The organism is Massilia sp. TS11, assembly GCF_022012445.1.
In the GTDB taxonomy this organism is placed as follows: Bacteria; Pseudomonadota; Gammaproteobacteria; order Burkholderiales; family Burkholderiaceae_D; genus Telluria.
Window position 1 is genome coordinate 88,056 of record NZ_JAKLTS010000014.1, and the last position, 20,396, is coordinate 108,451.

Consider the following 20,396-nt stretch of genomic DNA (forward strand, 5'->3'; position numbering starts at 1 on the left):
GCCGGCCGCTATCCGCGCCGGCGAACCCAGGCAGGACACCCCTTGACTGAGCACATCGCGCCCCCCGCCACCCTGACCGACGTCGCGCGCCGCGCCGGCGTCTCGCCGAGTACCGTGTCGCGCATCCTGAATGGCACCGCCAAGGTGGCCGACGACAAGCGCGCCGCCGTGATGGCGGCCATCGCCGCCCTCAATTTCGCCCCCAACCAGATGGCGCAGAGCCTCAAGCACGGGCGCACGATGACGATCGGGATCGTGGTGCAGGACATCGCCTCGCCCTTCTTCGACGAGCTGCTGCATGGCGTCGACGACGGCCTCAAAGGCACCGGCTATGCCTCGGTGATCGTCAGCGGCCACTGGAACGCCGACGAAGAGGCCGAGCGCATCCGCCTGCTGCTGGCGCGTAAGGTGGACGGCATCATCCTGCTCTCGGGCCGCATCTCGGACGCCAACGTGCTGAATTTTTCGGCGCAGCGGCCGATCGTGTCGACCGGGCGCGTGCTGCACACGCGGCGCGCGGTCGGCTTCAAGCTCGATAACGAATACGGGGCCTGGATGGCGGTGCGCCATCTGATCGACCTGGGCCACCGCCGCATCGCCCACCTGTCCGGCCCGGCCGACAACCGCGACGCGGTCGAACGTCTGGCCGGCTACCGGCGCGCGCTCGACGAGGCCGGCATCGGCTTCGATCCGCGTCTGGTGGTCGAGGGCGATCTGCATGAAGGCGGCGGCCTGCTGGCCATGAACCGCCTGTTCGACACCCAGCAGCCGTTCACCGCCGTCTTCGCCGTCAACGACCAGACCGCGTACGGCGCGCGCCTGTGCCTGTACCGCAAAGGCATCCGCGTGCCGGACGACGTCTCACTGGTCGGCTTCGACGATCTGCCCGGCTCGGCCTACACGACGCCGCCGCTGACGACGATCCGCCAGCCCCTGTATGTGATCGGGCAGACGGCCGTGAGCGCGCTGCTCAGCCTGATCAACGGCGAAGAGCTCAGCAGAGATATTCCGCCGGTCGAGCTGATCGTGCGCGAGACCACGCGCCGCCTGCACCCCTAGCGCCGCTCAGCGCTTGAAGACCTGGCGCCCGGCCACCCAGGTCTGCAGCACCTTGACCTGATAGATGTCGTAGGTCGGCATCGTGAACAGGTCGCGGTCGATGACGATGAAGTCGGCGTATTTGCCCGGTTCGAGAGAACCGATCTTGTCCTCCTGATGGCCGGCATAGGCCGCATCCAGAGTGAAGCAGCGGAAGGCCTCCTTCAGCGACATGGCCTGGTTGGCGTACCAGCCGCCGGCCGGGCCGCCGTTCTGGTCCTGGCGCGTCACGGCTGCGTGCAGACCATAGAAGGGATTCGGCGATTCGACCGGGAAGTCGGAACCGCAGGCGATGCGCGAGCCCTGATGCAGATAGCTGCGCCAGGCATAGGCGCCCTTGATGCGCTCCGGGCCGACGCGGTTTTCGGCCATGTTCATGTCGCTGGTGGCGTGGGTCGGCTGCATCGAGGGGATGATGCCGATCGCCTGGAAGCGCGGGATGTCGGCCAGGGCCACCACCTGCGCGTGCTCGATGCGGTGGCGCTGGCCGACCGACCGGGTCTCCTTGATCAATTTGCCGTAGATGTCGATCACCTGGCGGTTGCCGGCGTCGCCGATGGCGTGCACATTGACCTGATAGCCGGCCTTCATGGCCTTGCCGATCAGGCGCGTCATCTCGGCGTTCGAGTTAAACAGCAGGCCCTTGGATTTCGGCTCGTCCGAATAGGGCGCCAGCAGGGCCGCGCCGCGGCTGCCCAGCGCACCGTCCGAATACAGCTTCACGGCGCGCAGCGCATACATGTCGTCGCCGTAGCTGTTGAGCGGGCCGCCGCCTTTGACGATGCTGTCGAAATCGGCGCCGACGCCGCCGATCATGCCGTAGATGCGCGCACTGAGCTTGCCGTGGTCGGCATAGTAGCGGTACAGGCGGTCCTGGCTGGCGCTGACGCCGGCGTCATGCACGCTGGTCAGACCCTGGCGCGCCATCTCGCCCAGGGCCGCGTCGAGGTAGGCGCGCGCCTGCTCTTCGCTGGTCTTGGGCATCACCTTTTCGATCAGGTCGGCCGCGCGGTCGACCAGGATGCCGGTCGCGTGGCCGTCGGCGTCGCGCACGATTTTGCCGCCGGTCGGATCGGGCGTCTTGTCGTCGATGCCGGCCAGCTTCAGCACGGCGCTATTGACCCAAACGGCGTGGCCGTCGACGCGCTCCAGCACGGCCGGACGGCTGCCCGTCACGCGGTCCAGCTCCTGGGCGGTGGGGAAGCGGCCCAGCTTCCAGATCTCCTGATTCCAGCCGCGCCCGCGCAGCCAGGCGCCCTGCTCCTTGCGGGCATAGTCGCCAATCGCCTTGAGCGCGCCATCGAGGCTGGTGCTGCTGGTCAGATCGAGCTGGCTGAGCATCTCGCCCAGGCCGAACACGTGGCCGTGCGCGTCGATCAGGCCGGGCAGCACGGTCTTGCCGCCCACGCTGATGTGCTGGGCGCGCGGCATGCGCGCCGCCACCTCGGCCGCGCTGCCGACCGCCACGATGCGGCCCTTGTCATCGAAGCCGAGCGAACTGAATTTGACCAGGGCGTTCTTGGCATTGAGGGTGTAGCCATTGGCGTCGTCGATGATGACATCGGCGTGGGCGCTCAGGGCCGCCATCAGGGCGGCGGCGAGCAGGGTGGGGGCAGCGCGCATCCATCTCTCCTTGAATGTGAAAGCAAGCAGAGAGTGTAGCGAACTTAGCGCGCGTCGTGGAAAATCAGTCCGAGGGTGTGGCGCGTGCCGCTGCGCACGCGGCTGACGCCGTGCCGCATATAGGTGCGGTAGACGCCGCGCACGCCCTGCTGCGGCCTTTCGTTGACCGGGAAGACCACGGCGTCGCCCTGACGCAGCGGCACCACTTCGACGCGCGACTGCATGCGCGGGCGCTGCTCGGTGAGCACGAATTCGCCGCCGCTGAAGCCCTCCGACAGCAGCACCGCCACCTGCAGCGGGAACACCAGTTCACCGTACAGGTCCTGATGCAGGCAGTTCTCGTCGCCGGGCCCATACTGCAGCAGCAGGGGCGTGGGCCGGGTCTGGCCGGCCGCATGGCAGCGCGCCAGATAGTCCGCATGCGCGGCCGGGTAGCGCAGCTCGCTGCCGAGGGCGCGCTGCCAGCGGTTGGCAATCTCGGCCAGCGGCGCGTAGAGCTGGCTGCGCAGCGCCTGCACCAGCGGCGGCAGCGGATAGGCGAAATACTGGTACTCGCCACGCCCGAAGCCGTGGCGCGCCATCACCACCTTGCTGCGAAAGCGCGCCGGCTCGGCATACCAGGCCGCCACCTCGGCGCACGCTTCCGGCGCCAGCAGGCCAGGCAGCACGGCATAACCGTGGGCGTCGAGCGCCGCCCCGAGCGCCTTGGCGTCGAGGTCCATCAGCGACTCCCTTCGCGCACCAGCAGGGCCTCCTTGCGCGCCACGCCCCAGCGGTAGCCGGACAGCGCGCCGTCGTTGCGCACCACGCGGTGGCAGGGAATCGCCACCGCCAGCGCATTGGCGGCGCAGGCGCCGGCCACGGCGCGCGCGCCGTCCTTGATGCCGACCCGTTCGGCCAGTTCGGCATAGCTGACGGTCTGGCCGGGCGGGATCGCGCGCAGGGCCTGCCACACGCGCTGCTGGAAGGCGGTGCCGCGCACGTCGAGCGGCAGGTCGAGGCCCTGGCGCGGCGCCTCGACCAGGCCAACCACGGCGGCCACCGTGGCCTCGAAATCCGGCTCGGCGCCGCGCAGTTCGGCCTTGGGAAAGCGGTCCTGCAGGTCGCGCAGCAGCGGTTCCGGCTCGTCGCCGAGCAAGATCGCGCAGATGCCCTTGGCGGTGGCCGCCACCAGTAGCGCGCCGAGCGAACACTGGGCGATGGCGAAGTGAATCTGCTCGCCGCTGCCACCGGCGCGGAAGCGGCGCGGGCTCATGCCCAGATGCCCGGCCGCCTCGGCGTAGAAGCGCCCGCTCGACTGGTAGCCGGCCTCGTAGATGGCGGCCGTCACGCTGGCGGCCTGGCCCAGCTCCTGCTGCACGCGCGCCGCGCGCCGCCCCTTGTAATAGGCTTTCGGCGTCAGGCCCGTGTGCTGCTTGAACAGGCGGTGGAAATGGTAGGGCGAGAAATCGCAGGCGCTGGCCAGTGCGGCCAGGGTCGGCTCGGTCTCGGCGGCGTCGAGCAGGCGGCAGGCGCGCGCCACCACGGCGGCCTGCTGCGCCAGCTGGCTGCCGGCCTGCGGCTTGCAGCGCAGGCAGGGCCGAAAACCGGCCGCCTCGGCGGCCGCGCAGTCCGGATAGAAGCACACGTTCTCGGGGCGCGCCGGGCGCGAGGGGCAGGACGGCTGGCAGTACACGCCGGTGCTGCGCACGGCATACACGAACTGGCCGTCGGCCGCCTTGTCGCGGCTGCGGACGGCCTCCCAGCGGGCGGCATCGGTGGCATAGCGGGTCATGATCACTCCATGGTAGCGGATTTGCCCCCACTGTAAGCAGTCGGCTGCGCGTTCGCACTCCGGGTCTTGCTTTCAAATCCGGCTCGGTTAGAATCGGCTGCGACCCGTCGCCATGGAGAACCGTTTGGACACGCCCCCCATCTTCCAGCAGATCAAAGACTACCTGACCGGCGAAATCGCCGCCGGCCGCTGGCAGGAAGGCGACGTCATCCCGTCCGAACAGGCCCTGGTCAAGCAGTTCGGCGTCTCGCGCATGACGGTCAACCGCGCCGTGCGCGAACTGACGGCCGCCGGCGTGCTGACCCGGCGCCAGGGCTCGGGCACCTATGTGGCGCCGCACAAGGTGCAGGCCACGCTGGTCGAGATCCGCAATATCGCCGACGAAATCGCCGCGCGCGGCCACAGCCACCAGGCCCAGCCCCTGCGCCTGGAAGGCACGCGCGCCAGCGAGGCTCTGGCCGCCGAATTCGGCCTCGCGCCCGGCGCGGCGCTGTACCACTCGCGCATCGTCCATTTCGAGAACGGCCAGCCGATCCAGGTCGAGGACCGCTGGGTCAATCCGGCCCTCGCGCCCGACTATCTGGCCCAGGACTTCACGCGCATCACCCCGAACGTGTATCTGATGGCGGCCGCGCCGCTGCAGGACGCCAGCTACCGCATCGAAGCCCTGGCCGCGCCGCGCGAAATCGCCGAGCTGCTGGCGATCGAAGCGCGCCAGCCCTGCCTGGTGCTGCACCGCTGCACGCGCTCGCACGGGCAGGTGGCCTCGGTGGCGACGATGTGGCATCCGGGCGCGCGCTACCAGTTCACCGGTCAGCTCGGCTGAACGACCAAGAATTTCCTGAAAAAAGGCCCGATTTTCGCTACCATGGGCTAGACAAAATGGAAACAGGGAGGGTCCCCCTTGCTGCGCCACCGCCTCGCCGCCTGCTGCACCGCGTGCCTGACTGCGCTGATCTGCGCCGCCAGTCTGCTGGCGGCCGCGCCGGCGCGTGCGGCGGCCCCGGAGAAGCTGCGCATCCAGCTCAAGTGGCTGCACGAGTGGCAGTTCGCCGGCTTCTACGCGGCGCTCGAACAAGGCTATTACCGTGAGGCCGGCCTCGATGTCAGTCTGGTCGAGGGCTCCAGCACCGAAGACCCGGCCGCCGAAGTGCTGCACGGGCGCGCCGAGTACGGCATCTCCAACACCAATCTGCTGATCCAGCGCGCCCAGGGCTTCCCGCTGGTGGTGCTGTCGACGATCTTCCAGCATTCGCCGGCGATTCTGCTGGCGCGCAAGGGCGAATCGGCGCGCGCGCTGCGGCGCGGCGCCAGCATCATGATCTTCCCTTACAGCGTGGAGCTGCAGGCCCTGTTGGCGCGCAACGGCGTGCCCGTCTCGAGCCTGCGCCGCATCGAACATAGCCAGGACCCGGACGATCTCCTGTCCGGCAAGGTCGACCTGATGTCCTCCTATGTCGGCGCCCTGCCCTACCAGTTCGAAAAGCTGGGCAAGGGCTATGACGCGATCAGCCCGCGCGCCTCCGGCATCGATTTCTATGGCGGCGTGCTGTTTACCAGCGAGACCGAACTGCGCGAACACCCGGTGCGCGCGGCCGCCGTGCGCGAGGCCACGCTGCGCGGCTGGAAGTATGCGATCAGCCATCCGGACGAAATGGTCGATCTGATCCGCGCGCGCTACCCGAACGCGCCCAGCGCCGAACAGCTGCGCTTCGAGGCCGAACGCATGCTGCCCCTGCTCGAAAGCGGTATCGTCGAACTGGGCTACTCGAATCCCGAGCGCTGGCGCCAGATCGCCGATGCCTACGCCGAACTAGGCCTGGTGCCGGCCAATTTCAAGCTCGATGGTTTTCTGTACGAGCCGCCCGAACCGGACAACCGCATGCTGCACGTGGCCCTGGGCCTGGCCACCGTGCTGCTGCTGGCGGCGGCCGTGGTGGCCTGGCGCTTCGCCCGTCTGAACGCGGCCCTGCGCGCCGAACGCGCGGCCCTGCACGAGACCCAGCAGCGCCTGTCCTCGACCGAACACCTGCACGGCTTCGTGCTCGAAAGCTCGGGCGAGGGCATCTGGCAGTGGACGCGCGGAGCGGCCGAACTGGTGCTGTCGCCGCGCTACCAGCAGATCCTCGGCTACAACGAGGGGGAACTGGTGCTGCGCGCCGACGACTGGCTGCTGCATGTGCACCCCGAAGACCAGGCGCGCGTGAAGGGCGAAGTCGACGCCTTCCTGCAGCCGGGCAGCCAGGGCGCCGCGCGCCGCTTTGAAAGCGAACTGCGGATGGTCTGCCGCAACGGCAGCTGGCGCTGGGTGCTGGTGCGCGGCATGGTGCTGCGGCTCGACCCCGACGGGCGCATGCGCCAGCTGGCCGGCACCCTGTCCGACATCAGCCACCGCAAACAGGCCGAGGAAGACCGTATCCGCGCCGTGCTCGAAGCCTCGCCCGAGGCGATGCTGGTGATCGACGCCGAGGGCCGCATCCGCTACGCCAACCAGCATTGTGCGCGCAGCTTCGGCTACCGCCTGACGGACCTGAGCGGCATGCTGGCCACGCGCCTGGCGCCCGGCATCCAGGCCGTGGCCCATCCGAACCAGGCGGTGACGGCCTACCGGCGCGACGGCCGGCCCTTCCCGGCCGAGATCAACCACACCCCGCTGATGGTGCAGGAGCAGCCGATGACGATCGTCTCGCTGCGCGACACCAGCGAGCGCCAGCGCAGCGAGGAAGCCCTGCGCGCCAGCGCCGAGCGCTACCGGCGCATCGTGGAGACGGCGGCCGAGGGCATCTGGATCACCGATGCCGCCGGCCTGACCGCCTTCAGCAACCCGCGCCTGGCGCAGATGCTCGGACACGAGGAAGTGGCCATGCAGGGCAAGCCGATGGCCGACTACATCGACCCCGACGACGCCGACGCCCTGCAGGCCTATCTGGCCGCGCGCGCCGAGGCCGGGCCGGGCCAGGCCGACTTCCGCTTCCGCCACAGCGACGGCAGCGTGCTGTGGGCCCAGGTGTCGACCGCACCGATCGTCGAGCACGGCCGCTTCACCGGAAATCTGTCGATGCTGACCGATGTCAGCAGCCGGCGCGCGGCCGAACAGCGCCTGCAGGAGATCATCCAGATGCTGCCGATCGGCCTGTTCATCAAGGAGCCGGGCGGGCGCGTGGTGCTGATGAACTCCGCCTGCGAGCAGCAGCTCGGGGTGCGCATGGAAGACCTGAACCGCGACGCCCCCAGCCGCCTGACGCCGGCCCAGATCGCGGCCCTGCGCCGGCGCGACCAGCAGGCCTTCGAGGAGCGCCGCCTGATCGACTACACCGAGACCCTGCACCAGCCCGAGCTGGGCCAGGACCTGTATCTGCGCACCCTGAAAAAGCCGGTGTTCAATGCGCGCGGCGAGCCCGAATACCTGATCTGCATGACCATCGATATCACGGCCGCGCGCCGGGTCGAGCGCGAGCTGCGCGAACTGAACGAACACCTGGAGGAGCGCGTCCAGCAGCGCACCGAGCAGCTCGACCTGGCCAAGCAGGTGGCCGAGGAGGCGTCCAAGGCCAAGGGCCAGTTCCTGGCCAATATGAGCCACGAGATCCGCACGCCGATGAACGGGGTGATCGGCATGGCCTACCTGGCCCTGAAGACCGAGCTCAATCCGCGCCAGCGCGACTATCTGGAGAAGATCCGCTTCGCCGGCGAACACCTGCTCGGCATCATCGACGATATTCTCGACTTCTCGAAGATCGAAGCCGGCCGGCTGGAGATCGAACGCATCGTGTTCTCGCTCGACCATGTGCTGCAGACCCTGAGCACGGTGGTCGCCTCCAAGGCACAGAGCAAGAACCTGGCGCTCGACTTCGAGGTCGGCCCCGGCCTGCCGCCGCTGATGGTCGGCGATCCGCTGCGCCTCGGCCAGGTGCTGATCAACTACACGAATAACGCCATCAAGTTCAGCGAACACGGCAAGATCAGCGTGCGCATCCACCTGCTGGAAGAGAGCGCCAGCGACTGCCTGCTGCGCTTTGAAGTGCTGGACAACGGCATCGGCCTGACGCCCGAACAGCAGGCGCGCCTGTTCCAGTCCTTCGAACAGGCCGACACCTCGACCACGCGCGCTTACGGCGGCACCGGCCTCGGGCTGGCCATCTGCAAGCAACTGGCCCAGCTGATGCAGGGCGAGGTCGGGGTCGACTCGATGCCCGGCTATGGCAGCTGCTTCTGGTTCACGGCGCGGGTCGGCAAGGCGGCCGCCCATGCCAGCGCGGCTCTGCCGCCGGCCGCCGCGCCCCTGCCCGAACAGAGCGCGGCCGTGCGCGCCGCGATGCAGGGCGCGCGCATCCTGCTGGTGGAGGACAATGCCTTCAACCAGCAGATCGCGCTCGAGATGCTGGAGGAAGCCGGGGCCACCGTGGTGCTGGCCAATAATGGGGTGGAGGCGCTCGACCTGCTGCGCCAGGCCCAGTTCGACTGCGTGCTGATGGACATGCAGATGCCCATCATGGACGGGCTCGAAGCGACGCGCCGCATCCGCGCCGACGCCAGCCTGGCCGGCCTGCGCGTGCTGGCCATGACGGCCACCGCCACCCTCGACGACCGGGCGCGCTGCCTGGCGGCCGGCATGGACGACTTCATCACCAAGCCGGTCCAGCCGACCTCGCTGTGCGAAACGGTGGCGCGCTGGCTGCCCCAGCGCAGCCCGAGCCCGGCGCCGGCCGCGCCCGCGCGCAGCGCCACGCCCTTCCATGCGCTGGTCGGCGACCCGGCCATCATCGACCTGTCCGTGCTGGGCAAGCTGCTCAACTACAACCAGGACAAGATCCGCAAATTCGCCTTCAAGTTCCTGCAGTCGACCCAGGAAGGCTTCAGCGACATGGAACGCGCGCTGGCCGCCGGCGACATCCAGCAATGCCGCGAACTGGGCCACCGCATCAAGTCGGCCGCGCGCACCGTGGGCGCGCTCGGCATGGCCGAACTGTGCTACCAGATGGAGAAGCTGGCGCGCGCCAGCGCGGAGGAGGAGGCGGCCGCCGCCCAGGCCATTCTGGCCCAGCTGTGGCCCCTGCTCGAGCAGGTGACGGCCCAGATCATGCAGCACACGACCTTCGCCAGCGAAGACTGAGCCTGCCGCTATAATAGGCCGATCATCAGACCTGAGGACCCGCCATGACGCCGCAAAGCGTGATGTTGCTCGACGACGATCCCTTCACGCTCGCACTGCTGCAGGACATGTTCAGCGAACTGGGCGGCTATAGTGTGGCGACCGAATCGGATGCGCGCCGCGCCCTGGCCACGCTGCGCGCCCAGGCTCCCGATGTGCTCGTTTGCGACCTGTCGATGCCCGATATGGACGGCATCGAATTCCTGCAGGCGGCTGCCGAAAGCCAGTACCGCGGCCGCGTGCTGCTGCTGTCCGGGGTCGACGCCGGGGTGCGCCGCGCGGCCGAACGGCTGGCGCGCGCCCAGGGCCTGCGCCTGGTCGGCGCCTTCTGCAAACCGCTCGGTCTGGAGGAGTTGAAAGCCGCGCTGGCCTGAGCATATGCATACCTTGCAGCAAAAACGGCACAAGCGAAAAAAATCATGTATGATGCGCCCTTAATCCCGCCTGCCGTCCTCGTTGTATCCCCCTGAAACTTGAGTTTTTAGAAAACGGCATGATCTGTGGCCTGTTGCCCGGACCCAGGCGCTTTCCCACTGACCCAAAGAGAACACAATGAGCGAACACATCAAACACATTTCCGACCAGTCGTTCGAGACCGACGTGCTCAAATCGGACCGCCCCGTGCTGGTCGATTTCTGGGCCGAATGGTGCGGTCCCTGCAAGGCGATCGCCCCGATCCTCGAAGAAGTGGCCAAGGAATATGATGGCAAGCTGACCGTCGCCAAGATGGATGTGGACGCCAACCAGGCCGTGCCGGCCAAGTTCGGCATCCGCGGCATCCCGACCCTGATCCTGTTCAAGAACGGCGCAGCCGCGGCCCAGAAAGTCGGCGCCATGGCCAAGGGCCAGCTGACCGCCTTCATCGACAGCAATATCTGATTCCGTCCCGCGGCCGCCGTTCGCGCGGCCGCTTTCCTTCCCACCTCCCGTGCTGAACCCCTCTGGGGACTGAACACATGCATCTCTCTGAACTGAAGGCCATGCACGTTTCCGCTTTGCTGGAAATGGCCATCGCCCTCGATATCGACAACGCGGCCCGCCTGCGCAAGCAGGAACTGATGTTCGCGATTCTGAAAAAGAAAGCCAAGCAAGGCGAGCAGATCTTCGGCGATGGCGCCCTGGAAGTGCTGCCCGACGGCTTCGGCTTCCTGCGCTCGCCGGACGCGTCCTATATGGCCTCGACCGACGACATCTATATCTCGCCCTCGCAGATCCGCCGTTTCAATCTGCACACCGGCGACTCGATCGAAGGCGAAGTGCGCACGCCCAAGGATGGCGAGCGCTATTTCGCCCTGGTCAAGGTCGACAAGGTCAATGGCGAATCGCCCGAGGCCTCCAAGCACCGCATCCTGTTCGAGAACCTGACGCCGCTGCACCCGAACGTGCCGCTGCGCCTCGAACGCGAAATGCGCGGCGACGAAAACATCACCGGCCGCATCATCGACATGATCGCCCCGATCGGCAAGGGCCAGCGCGGTCTGCTGGTGGCCTCGCCCAAGTCGGGTAAATCGGTGATGCTGCAGCACCTCGCCCATGCGATCACGGCCAATCACCCGGACGTGACCCTGATCGTGCTGCTGATCGACGAACGCCCCGAGGAAGTGACCGAAATGCAGCGCTCGGTGCGCGGCGAAGTGGTCGCCTCCACCTTCGACGAACCGGCCACGCGCCACGTGCAGGTGGCCGAGATGGTGCTGGAAAAAGCCAAGCGCCTGGTCGAAATGAAGAAGGACGTGGTGATTCTGCTCGACTCGATCACCCGTCTGGCACGCGCCTACAACACCGTGATCCCGGCCTCGGGCAAGGTGCTGACCGGCGGTGTCGACGCCAATGCCCTGCAGCGTCCGAAGCGCTTCTTCGGCGCCGCCCGCAATATCGAAGAAGGCGGTTCGCTGACCATCGTCGCCACCGCCCTGATCGAAACCGGCTCGCGCATGGACGACGTGATCTATGAAGAGTTCAAGGGCACCGGCAATATGGAAGTGCACCTCGAGCGCCGTCTGGCCGAGAAGCGCGTCTACCCGGCCATCAACCTGAACAAATCGGGCACGCGCCGCGAAGAGCTGCTGATCAAGCCCGAGCATCTGCAGAAGATCTGGATCCTGCGCAAGCTGCTGTACGGGATGGACGAGATCGAGGCGATGGAGTTCATCCTCGACAAGATGAAGGCGACCAAGACCAATCTCGAGTTCTTCGAGATGATGCGCCGCGGCGGCTAAGCCGTCCGTCCGGTCGAACGGGGCCAGACTCCCAGCATGGGGTCTGGCCCCGATTTTTTTGCGGCCGAGCCGGTTTTCCGGTATACTCGCCGGTTCCTGAATTTTTAACCCCTGGCAAGTGGGCGGCAATCGGGTCGAGAAGCAGTAGGACCGACGAAGTGCTGTTTGGCTACCAAACTGAAGAGGCCATCATGAAAGCTGATATCCATCCGGATTACCGTGAAGTTGTGTTCCACGACCTGTCGTGCGACTTCAAATTCATCACCCGTTCGACCATTCAGACCAAAGAAACCATCAACTTCGAAGGCAAGGACTACCCGCTGGTGAAGATTGAAGTCTCGGCAGAATCGCACCCCTTCTACACCGGCAAGCACAAGATCGTCGACACCGCCGGCCGCGTGGAAAAATTCCGCCAGAAGTTCGGTTCGGTTGGTTCGAAAACCTCGGTCGCTGCTGGCTGATTTTTCGCCGCACCCACAAAAAAGGCAGCTACGGCTGCCTTTTTTCGTTGATACTTGCGTCTTGACTCCACCATAAGATTTTGCCGTCGATGAAGCCTGTCCGCCTGCCCGCAGCCGCCACCCTGGCCTTGCCCCGCTGGGCGCTGTTCGCACTCGGTTTGCTGTACATCCTGCCCGGTCTGATCGGGCGCGACCCGTGGAAGGCCGACGCCGCCAGCTTCGGCGTGATGTGGACCATGGCCCAGGGCAGCCTGGCCGACTGGCTGTACCCGAACGTGGCCGGCCTGCCCTTCCACGACGAGGGGCCGCTGGCCTTCTGGCTGGGCGCCCTGTGCATCAAGCTGTTCGGCTGGCTGCTCGGCGATGTGCATGCCGCGCGCGTGGCCAGCCTCGGCTTTTTCCTCGGCGGCACCGTCTCGGTCTGGTGTACCGCCTTCTATCTGGGGCGGCGCGCCGAAGTGCAGCCGCTGCGCCTGGCCTTTGGCGGCCAGCCGGAACCGGACGACTACGGCCGCACCCTGGCCGATACGGCCGTGCTGATCTATCTGGGCTCGCTCGGCCTGCTGCTGCACAGCCACGAAACGAACAGCGTGGCCCTGCAGGTCAGCCTGGTGGCCTTCTATCTGTACCGCGTGGTGCGCTATGTCGATGCGCCCAGCCTCGGCCATGCGGCCCTGCTCGGCGTGGCGCTCGGCGCGCTGACCCTGAGCCGCGACCTGGTGCCGGCCGTGCTGCTGATCCTGGCGCTGCTGCTGGCCAGCCAGTATCTGCGCCTGGCGCCGGTACGCACCGCGCGCGACGTCGGCGTGACCATCCTGGCCGCGGCCGCCGTGGTCGGCCTGTGGGTGGTCCCGAGCCTGCTGCTGCGGCCGTATGGGCGCGGCGTCGAGGATGCCTGGCTGGGTGCGCTGTCGGGCCAGCTCGGCCTGCCCGGCTGGGCGGCCCTGAAACTGTATGTGCGGGCCGGCATCTGGTTCTTCTGGCCGGCCTGGCCGTTCGCCCTGTGGTGCGCCTGGGCCTGGCGCCGCCAGCGCCATCTGCTGCACATCGTGCTGCCGCTGGCGGCCGTGCTGGCCCTGTCGGCGCTGGCCATCTGCGACCCCGAACCCGAGCAGAGCAGCCTGTCGCTGCTGCTGCCGCCGCTGGCCGTGATGGCCGCCTTCGGCCTGCCGACCATGAAGCGCAGCACCATCAATGCGATCGACTGGTTCTCGGTGCTGGTGCTGTCGATGCTGGCCGGCGTGATCTGGCTGTTCTACATGGGCACGATGACGGGCTGGCCCGCCCAGTTCGCCAAGAACGTGCTCAAGCTGGTGCCCGGCTTCCATCCGCAGTTCGGCATGCTGGCGTTTGCCGTGGCCGTCATCGCGACCGTCGGCTGGTTCCTGCTCGTGCACTGGCGCATTTCGCGCCGCCCGCCGGTGCTGTGGCGCGCCGTGGTGCTGTCCTCGGGCGGCCTGATTCTGGTCTGGGTGCTGCTGATGACCCTGTTCCTGCCCGAGATTAACTACAGCCGCAGCTACGCCCAGGTGGCCGTGCAGATCGCCGCCCGCCTGCCGGCCGATACCGACTGCCTGGAATCGAATGTGGGGCCGGCCCAGCGCGCCAGCTTCGCGTATTTCGGGCCGCTGCCTTTCGCCGGCGTCAACCGCGAGCACTGCAATATCCTGCTGCTGCAGGACAGCGTGAAAATCCGCGACGAGCACGAGAACCTGATGGGCCACGCCCCGCGCGACTGGCGCCTGATCTGGGAAGGACGGCGCCCGTCCGACCGCGACGAGCGCTTCCGCCTGTACCGCCGCGTGGGCGGCTGAGGCTTAGCTGCGGCGCGGCCAGGCCGCTGCCAGCAGCAGCAGGCCGGGCACCGTGAACACGAAGGTGAAGCCGGCCTGGGTGAGGGCGAATTCGGCCAGGCCAAAGGCCGCGTAGCCGGCCCCGATGATGGGCAAAATCTGCGCCGGCGCGCCGCGCCCGCTCGCCTGTGCACGCAGCACCAGGAACACCACCAGCGCCAGCACCAGCATCACCATCCCGCCGAACTGCCAGGCCATGTGCAGGCCCTGAATCAGCTCGGGCTGGGCGCCACTGCGCAGCAGCTGCTCACGCATGGCGGGCCAGCCGGCCAGGCTGTGGGCGACGCTCGAGAGCAGCAGTATCAGGGCGGCGGCATAGCCGCAGACGGACTGGAAGCGGGGCATGGGCCGATCCTTGCTGAAGGAAAGGCCCCAGCTTCCCACATTCAGGCCGCGTGGCGCAAGCGCGGACGTTGCGGCAGGGTGTGCACTTCGGCCAGCGCCGGCCCATGGGCCAGACGGAACACGCTGACCGTATGGGCCAACTGGGCCGCCTGGTCTGCCAGCGCCTGGGCCGCCGTGGTGGCCTCCTCCACCAGCACGGCATTGCGCTGGGTGCTGTGGTCCATTTCGCTGACCGCCTGATTGACCTGCTCGATCCCGGCGCTCTGCTCCGCGCTGGCCAGCTGGATCTCGCCCATGAAGCGCGCCACGCGCTGCACGGCATCGACGATGTCATGCATCGTGTGGCCGGCTTCGGCCACCTGCGCATTGCCCGATTCGACCTGGCTCACCGAGTCCTGGATCAGGTCCTTGATCTCGCGCGCGGCGCCGGCCGAGCGCTGGGCCAGGGCGCGCACTTCGCTCGCCACCACCGCAAAGCCGCGTCCCGCCTCGCCGGCGCGCGCCGCCTCCACCGCCGCATTGAGGGCAAGGATATTGGTCTGGAAGGCGATGCCGTCGATGACGCCGATGATATCGGCGATGCGTTCGGCCGAGGCCTTGATGCCGGCCATGGTCGCAACCACGCCGCCGACCACCTCGCCGCCATGGCGCGCCACCTGCTCCGCATTGGCAGCCAGGTTGCTGGCTTCGCGCGCGTGCTCGGCGTTCTGGCGCACGGTGGTGGTCAGTTCCACCATCGAGGCCGCCGTCTCTTCGAGCGCGCTGGCCTGCGCTTCGGTGCGCGCCTGCAGGTCGCGGTTACCCGATTCGATCTGGCGCGCGGCCGCTTCGATCGTCACCGTCCCCTGACGCACATCGCCGACGATGCGCGCCAGGCCCGCGTTCATCTCCGCCATAGCCGCCAGCAGCTGGCCGGTTTCGTCGGCCCGCTCCACCTTGATCTCGCTCGACAGGTCGCCCGCCGCCACGGTACGCGCCACTTCCACCGCGCGCGCCAGCGGCTGGCCAACCAGACGGCGCGCCAGCGGCACCAGCAAGGCCGCCACCGCCACCACAAACACCAGGCCGATGAGCGCGATGCGGTTGCGCAGCGCGACCGCCGGCGCCGTGATTTCATCGACCACCGTGTCACCCGCAACCACCATATCCCAGCTGGGGATGAAGTTGAAGGACACCAGGTGGGCGCGCACCACCCCGTCCGCATCGGCGAGGCGGTAGCGCAGGCTGCCATTGCGCTGCTGGAGGATGTTGGCGATATAGGGCTGGCCGTCGGCATCGCGCGCGCCCAGCAGATTGCTGCCCTCGCCGCTGCGGCTGATCAGCAGCTTGCCGCGCTCGGCCCCAGCGCGCGCGTCGAGCGCGAAGAAGCCGCCCGTCTCGCCCAGGCGCTGCGCCTTGACGCGCTCCTTCAGGGTCTGCATGGCGTCGCTGAAGCCCTTGCCGACATACAGAATGCCGATCACGCGGCCCGCATCATCCTTGATCGGCTGGTACTCCGTCATGTAGACGCCGCCGAACAGGTAGGCCGGGCCGGTATAGCTGTCGCCGGCCAGCAGGCGTGGATAGGCGGGGTGGGCGTGGTCGAGCGGCGTGCCGACGGCGCGGCTGCCGTCCTCTTTTTTGTGTGAGGTGCTGATGCGGATGAAGTCATCCCCGCGTCGCACGAACACGGTGGCGTGCACGCCGGTCAGCTGCATGAAGCGGTCGGGGATGGCGAAGTCATTGTTCACCGGGCTGGTGCTGTGCAGGAGCACCGGCACGCTTTGCGCGCCGACCTGCATGCTGCGCTGGCTGTCCAGGGTCAGCCCGCCAGGGAAGAAGCTGGCGAACACCCGGCCATAGGTGGCGACCTGTTTGCGCAGGTCGGTATCGACGATGTCGATGGTGGTCGCCAGCAGATGGGTCTTGTCGCTCACCTCGCGCTGGGCGTCGCGCTCAGCCTGCTGGGTGGTCCAGTGGCCGATCAGCACGACCAGCAGTAACACGCCGAGGCTGACGAGGCCGAACACGGCCAGCGCCAGCTTGGCACCGATATTGGTATTTCGAAAACGCAGGAACACGGGGCACTCCTTTCAACAATATTGCTTGGTCAAGCCAGCCGGCCCAAGCTGACAGCCCCCTGCATGGGCCTGTCTATTTTTGCCAATTGGAAAAACGAAAGTGTACGCCCGCGACTTTGGTAAATGAACAATTACAATTGATTTAGATCAACATTGGCCGGAATTCCCCTGCCTTGCCCGATTCTGGCAAATCAGTGATAATGCGGCTCCCTCCTGCCCGAGTGGTGAAATTGGTAGACGCAGCGGACTCAAAATCCGCCGCCGCAAGGCGTGCCGGTTCGATTCCGGCCTCGGGCACCATCCTCCTTGTATCGGCATCCCCAGCACCAATCCCCAAGGACTACTCGGCTGTTACTCAGCTAAGTTTGCCGCCCGGATTGGGTGTGTGCTAAATTGCTTTAACTATTTGCCATTCTTTTCGACGATCTGGGGCTCGTGTTCAGAGGTGCGACTGGAATGTGCCCCCCTCCACCAGCGCAAATAACGCTCATCCATTCCCAGCCCTAACACACTGCCCCTTGTGAAAACGATCGACATTGACGCCGTCGGAAAGGTGATGGTTGAAGACCGCGGCGAGCACCACATGGGCGCGTCGACCATTGTCGTGTCGTTGCCGTTTGAACTCGATGGCCAGCGCGAATTCTTCACGACGAATGGCAAAGCCGTCTACGCGGACGCCACGCGATCGCTGTTCATTCACGATGCCTGCATGGTGCTGCACATCCGGCTCGACGATTTCTCGGTGACGAACTGGATGCCTGAGCAAGGTCTGCTCATCGAGTCCATCACTCCTCGCGACGATGGGCTTTTGGTGAAGATCTACGAGGCCAGGTCGCCCAGAAACGGGCGCGACCTCTGCGTTGGATTGCAGGAATTTCTGGCTGGGTATGGCAAAGTGAGAAACGCCAGATTCCCAAGCGCTTATCCCTAGGACCCCATGCATCGTCTGTTCGCCTCGCTTCTGCTTCTCATCGCAAATGCCTCGACCGCCGCGCCGCAGCTGACGACGGATGCGCTTTACGAGCGCTTCAATATGCGCAGCATTCATAGCTCCTTCAGCCCCAGGCTGCAGTACTTCTGCCAGAGCTATTTGAAGGACTACTTCTTACCCGCGCAGATCGTCAAAAAGACGGCCACGGAGCTGACTGTCGATAATGGCGATGATGTGTGGACGCTGAAAATCCTCGGGCCGAATAAGATCTCGGTCGAAAACACGATCAAATCGGGGACCTACAGATCCTCGAACACATATGCGCTCCACTTCGCCGAGGCCAGCGCCGACTGGCGCGCCGACGAAGCGGCGCTTGCCGTTCCGCCCAAGTGCGTGCAGTTTGATGCCGCCAAATCCTGAACCATCCACTCCACAACCGAGCCTGCCAAGATGAGAAAACTTTTCCGTTTCGCCCTCGCCGCTCTCTGCCTGAGCTTCATCAGCGCCCTCACCCCGGTCATGGCCGCAGAGCCGAATGCGGACTGGGAGGCCCAGGTCAGGAAGGCCGACGAGGTCTACTGGCACGACTTCAATTTCGGCACCTCGGCCGCGCTGAATGCGCACCTGTCGGCCGACGTGGAGTTCTATCACGACCTGGGCGGCAGCGTGATCGGCTACGACGCGCTGGCCAAGGTGAATGCAGGGATGGACAAGACCAAGGACCGCGCTCGCCGCGTGCTGGTGCCGGGTTCGCTGCGCATGTTCCCGATGCGGCGCGGCCCGGACCTCTACGGCGCCATTGTGATGGGCGACCACGACTTCTTCAGAACGGAGAACGGCCAGATCGGCAAACGCACGCTGCGCGCGTCGTTCACCCATCTGATGCTGGTGAAGGACGGTGTCTGGAAGGTGGCGCGCATCTACAGCTACAACCACCAGCCAGCCACCGAGAAGTAAGCGCCGCCCGCCTCAGAGCTGGATGCGCGTGCCCAGCTCCACCACCGAATTACTCGGCAGGCGGAAGAAGTCCACCACGCCGCTGGCATTGCGGCTCATGGCCACGAACAGGCGCGCGCGCCAGTGGGCCATGGCGCCGGACGGATTGGGCACCACGGTCTCGCGCGAGAGGAAGTAGCTGGTCTCGAACAGGGGAATGTGCAGGCCCATGGCTTCGGTCAGGGCCAGCGCGCGCGGTACGTCGGGCACTTCCATGAAGCCGAAGCGCAGGGTCACGCGCCAGAAGCTGTGGCCCAATTCCTCCAGCAGCACGCGCTCGCCCTCAGCCACCTGCGGCACATCGCGGAACTGCACGGTCAAAATCACGTTCTTCGCATGCAGGACCTGGTTGTGCTTCAGATTGTGCAGCAGGGCCTGCGGCACCGTGCTCGGATCGGCCACCGGATAGACGGCGGTGCGCTCGGCGCGCTGCATGCCCTCGGGGTCGAGCTGGTCGATGAAGGCCTGCAGGACCAGGCCGTCCTTGCGGATCGATTCGAGCAGCATGGCGCGGCCGCGCGCCCAGGTGCTCATCACCAGGAACAGGCCGAGGCCGAGGGCCAGCGGGAACCAGCCGCCATCGACGATCTTGACGGCGCAGCCGGCCACCAGCAGCGCATCGATCACCAGGAAAAAGCCGGTGGCGCCGAGCGCCAGCGCGGGCGGCAGGCGCCAGCCGTCGCGCACCACGAAGAAGGTCAGCGCGGTGGTGATCATCATGGTCAGCGTGACAGCGATGCCGTAGGCGCTGGCCAGCGCGGACGAGGAACCGAAGGCGGCCACCACAGCCACCACACCGGCCAGCAGCATCCAGTTCACGGCCGGCAGGTAGATCTGGCCCATCTCGGCCGCGGAGGTGAAGCGCACCGTCATGCGCGGCAGGTAGCCGAGTTGGATGGCCTGCTTGGTCATCGAATACGCGCCCGAGATCACGGCCTGCGAGGCGATGATGGCGGCCAGCGTGGCCAGTACCAGCGCCGGCAGCACCCAGCTGGCGGGGAACAGGCGGTAGAAGGGATTGTCGATCGCGCCGGGGTCGCGCATCAGCAGCGCGCCCTGACCCAGATAGTTCAGCGCCAGCGCCGGCAGCACCAGGCCGCACCAGGCCAGCTGGATCGGGCGGCGTCCGAAGTGGCCCATGTCGGCGTACAGGGCTTCGGCCCCGGTCAGGGCCAGCACGATAGCGCCCAAGGTCGCGAACACATGCCAGCCGCGGCCCGCGAGGAAGCTCACGGCCTGCAGCGGATTGAGGGCGGCCAGGATCGCCGGCTGCTGCGCGATGTGCACCACGCCGGCCACGCCCAGCACGCCGAACCAGAGCAGAATCACCGGGCCAAAAAAGCGCCCGACAAAGCTGGTGCCGAAGCGCTGCACGAGAAACAGGCCGACCAGAATGGCGATGGTGGCCGGCACCACGTAGGGCTGCAGCGCGGGGGTCAGCAGCTCCAGCCCTTCGATCGCGCCGAGCACGGAAATAGCCGGCGTGATGACGGAGTCGCCGTAGAACAGGGTGGCGCCGAACACGCCCAGCAGCAGCAGGAACTGGCGCAGCACCGGACGCTGGCCAACCGCCTGCGCGGCCAGCGCCGTCAGGGCCAGGCCGCCGCCTTCGCCGCGGTTGTCGGCGCGCAGAATCAGGATCACGTACTTGAGCGTCACCACCAGCATCAGGGCCCAGAAGATGGCGGAGACGGCGCCGACCAGATTGGCCTCGGTGCGCGCCAGCGCGCCGCCGCCGAAGATCTCCTTCATCGTGTACAGGGGGCTGGTGCCGATGTCGCCGTAGACGACGCCGATGGCGCCGAGGGTCAGTGCGGCCAGGCCGGGGCGGGCCGATGCGTGGGTGCTCGAAGTGCTCATACCAATAGCGGAAGTGTGCGAGGC

At 66.9% G+C, this 20,396-nt stretch carries 17 protein-coding genes and 1 tRNA gene; 12 read left to right on the forward strand and 6 right to left on the reverse strand.

Annotated features, from left to right (window positions below; all coding sequences use genetic code 11):
* The first annotated feature begins 42 nt into the window (after nt 1-42).
* A complete protein-coding gene (locus tag LZ005_RS18285) occupies nt 43-1,059 on the forward strand; it encodes a LacI family DNA-binding transcriptional regulator (RefSeq protein ID WP_237809940.1) in 1,017 nt (338 codons plus the stop codon).
* Nucleotides 1,060-1,065: 6 nt separating this feature from the next.
* Here the strand turns inward: LZ005_RS18285 and LZ005_RS18290 are convergent, their stop codons facing one another.
* From LZ005_RS18290 to ada, 3 genes are read right to left on the reverse strand one after another with little or no spacing between them, the layout of a single operon-like run.
* Nucleotides 1,066-2,721 carry an amidohydrolase gene (locus LZ005_RS18290; protein WP_237809941.1) on the reverse strand — a complete coding sequence of 552 codons (1,656 nt, stop codon included), beginning with the start codon at nt 2,719-2,721 and terminating at the stop codon, nt 1,066-1,068.
* Nucleotides 2,722-2,765: 44 nt separating this feature from the next.
* The gene (locus LZ005_RS18295; protein WP_237809942.1) at nt 2,766-3,443 is read right to left on the reverse strand and encodes a 2OG-Fe(II) oxygenase; all 678 of its coding nucleotides are present in this window, start codon (nt 3,441-3,443) and stop codon (nt 2,766-2,768) included.
* On the reverse strand, nt 3,443-4,495 hold the full coding sequence (gene ada / locus LZ005_RS18300) for a bifunctional DNA-binding transcriptional regulator/O6-methylguanine-DNA methyltransferase Ada (protein ID WP_237809943.1): 1,053 nt from the start codon (nt 4,493-4,495) through the stop codon (nt 3,443-3,445). Before ada ends, LZ005_RS18295 begins: the two co-directional genes overlap by 1 nt.
* 112 nt (nt 4,496-4,607) lie before the next feature.
* Here ada and hutC point away from each other — a divergent pair, with 112 nt between their 5' ends.
* The 7 genes from hutC to LZ005_RS18335 all read left to right on the forward strand — a co-directional run bounded on the left by hutC (nt 4,608) and on the right by LZ005_RS18335 (nt 14,141).
* A complete protein-coding gene (gene hutC, locus LZ005_RS18305; protein ID WP_237809944.1) occupies nt 4,608-5,321 on the forward strand; it encodes a histidine utilization repressor in 714 nt (237 codons plus the stop codon).
* Between the two features lie 78 nt (nt 5,322-5,399).
* Nucleotides 5,400-9,608 (forward strand): PAS domain S-box protein, encoded by a 4,209-nt coding sequence (locus LZ005_RS18310; RefSeq protein WP_237809945.1) that lies wholly within the window; start codon nt 5,400-5,402, stop codon nt 9,606-9,608.
* Between the two features lie 44 nt (nt 9,609-9,652).
* On the forward strand, nt 9,653-10,021 hold the full coding sequence (locus LZ005_RS18315; protein WP_237809946.1) for a response regulator: 369 nt from the start codon (nt 9,653-9,655) through the stop codon (nt 10,019-10,021).
* Nucleotides 10,022-10,199: 178 nt separating this feature from the next.
* Nucleotides 10,200-10,526: a thioredoxin TrxA gene (trxA, locus tag LZ005_RS18320; protein WP_237809947.1), complete on the forward strand. Its 327-nt coding sequence runs from the start codon at nt 10,200-10,202 to the stop codon at nt 10,524-10,526.
* Between the two features lie 77 nt (nt 10,527-10,603).
* Complete coding sequence (gene rho / locus LZ005_RS18325) at nt 10,604-11,866, forward strand: transcription termination factor Rho (RefSeq protein WP_237809948.1); 1,263 nt, start codon at nt 10,604-10,606, stop codon at nt 11,864-11,866.
* A gap of 191 nt (nt 11,867-12,057) precedes the next feature.
* Nucleotides 12,058-12,327 carry a type B 50S ribosomal protein L31 gene (locus LZ005_RS18330; RefSeq protein ID WP_237809949.1) on the forward strand — a complete coding sequence of 90 codons (270 nt, stop codon included), beginning with the start codon at nt 12,058-12,060 and terminating at the stop codon, nt 12,325-12,327.
* Between the two features lie 89 nt (nt 12,328-12,416).
* Entirely contained in the window at nt 12,417-14,141 is a 1,725-nt protein-coding gene (locus LZ005_RS18335; RefSeq protein WP_237809950.1) for a glycosyltransferase family 39 protein, read from the forward strand.
* Nucleotides 14,142-14,144: 3 nt separating this feature from the next.
* On the opposite strand, the gene LZ005_RS18340 is transcribed toward LZ005_RS18335, so the two are convergent.
* Nucleotides 14,145-14,525, reverse strand: coding sequence for a hypothetical protein (locus LZ005_RS18340; RefSeq protein WP_237809951.1), 381 nt, complete (start codon nt 14,523-14,525; stop codon nt 14,145-14,147).
* Nucleotides 14,526-14,566: 41 nt separating this feature from the next.
* Nucleotides 14,567-16,585 (reverse strand): Cache 3/Cache 2 fusion domain-containing protein, encoded by a 2,019-nt coding sequence (locus LZ005_RS21810; protein WP_373889351.1) that lies wholly within the window; start codon nt 16,583-16,585, stop codon nt 14,567-14,569.
* 215 nt (nt 16,586-16,800) lie between these two features.
* Here LZ005_RS21810 and LZ005_RS18355 point away from each other — a divergent pair.
* The 4 genes from LZ005_RS18355 (at nt 16,801) to LZ005_RS18370 (ending at nt 18,473) form a co-directional block, all read left to right on the forward strand.
* Nucleotides 16,801-16,885 (forward strand) — tRNA-Leu (locus LZ005_RS18355).
* Between the two features lie 220 nt (nt 16,886-17,105).
* A complete protein-coding gene (locus LZ005_RS18360; protein ID WP_237809952.1) occupies nt 17,106-17,516 on the forward strand; it encodes a hypothetical protein in 411 nt (136 codons plus the stop codon).
* Between the two features lie 6 nt (nt 17,517-17,522).
* Nucleotides 17,523-17,936 (forward strand): hypothetical protein, encoded by a 414-nt coding sequence (locus LZ005_RS18365; RefSeq protein ID WP_237809953.1) that lies wholly within the window; start codon nt 17,523-17,525, stop codon nt 17,934-17,936.
* Nucleotides 17,937-17,966: 30 nt separating this feature from the next.
* Nucleotides 17,967-18,473 carry a hypothetical protein gene (locus LZ005_RS18370; RefSeq protein WP_237809954.1) on the forward strand — a complete coding sequence of 169 codons (507 nt, stop codon included), beginning with the start codon at nt 17,967-17,969 and terminating at the stop codon, nt 18,471-18,473.
* A gap of 12 nt (nt 18,474-18,485) precedes the next feature.
* Here the strand turns inward: LZ005_RS18370 and LZ005_RS18375 are convergent, their stop codons facing one another.
* Nucleotides 18,486-20,372 (reverse strand): potassium transporter Kup, encoded by a 1,887-nt coding sequence (locus LZ005_RS18375; RefSeq protein WP_237809955.1) that lies wholly within the window; start codon nt 20,370-20,372, stop codon nt 18,486-18,488.
* Nucleotides 20,373-20,396 lie beyond the last annotated feature (24 nt).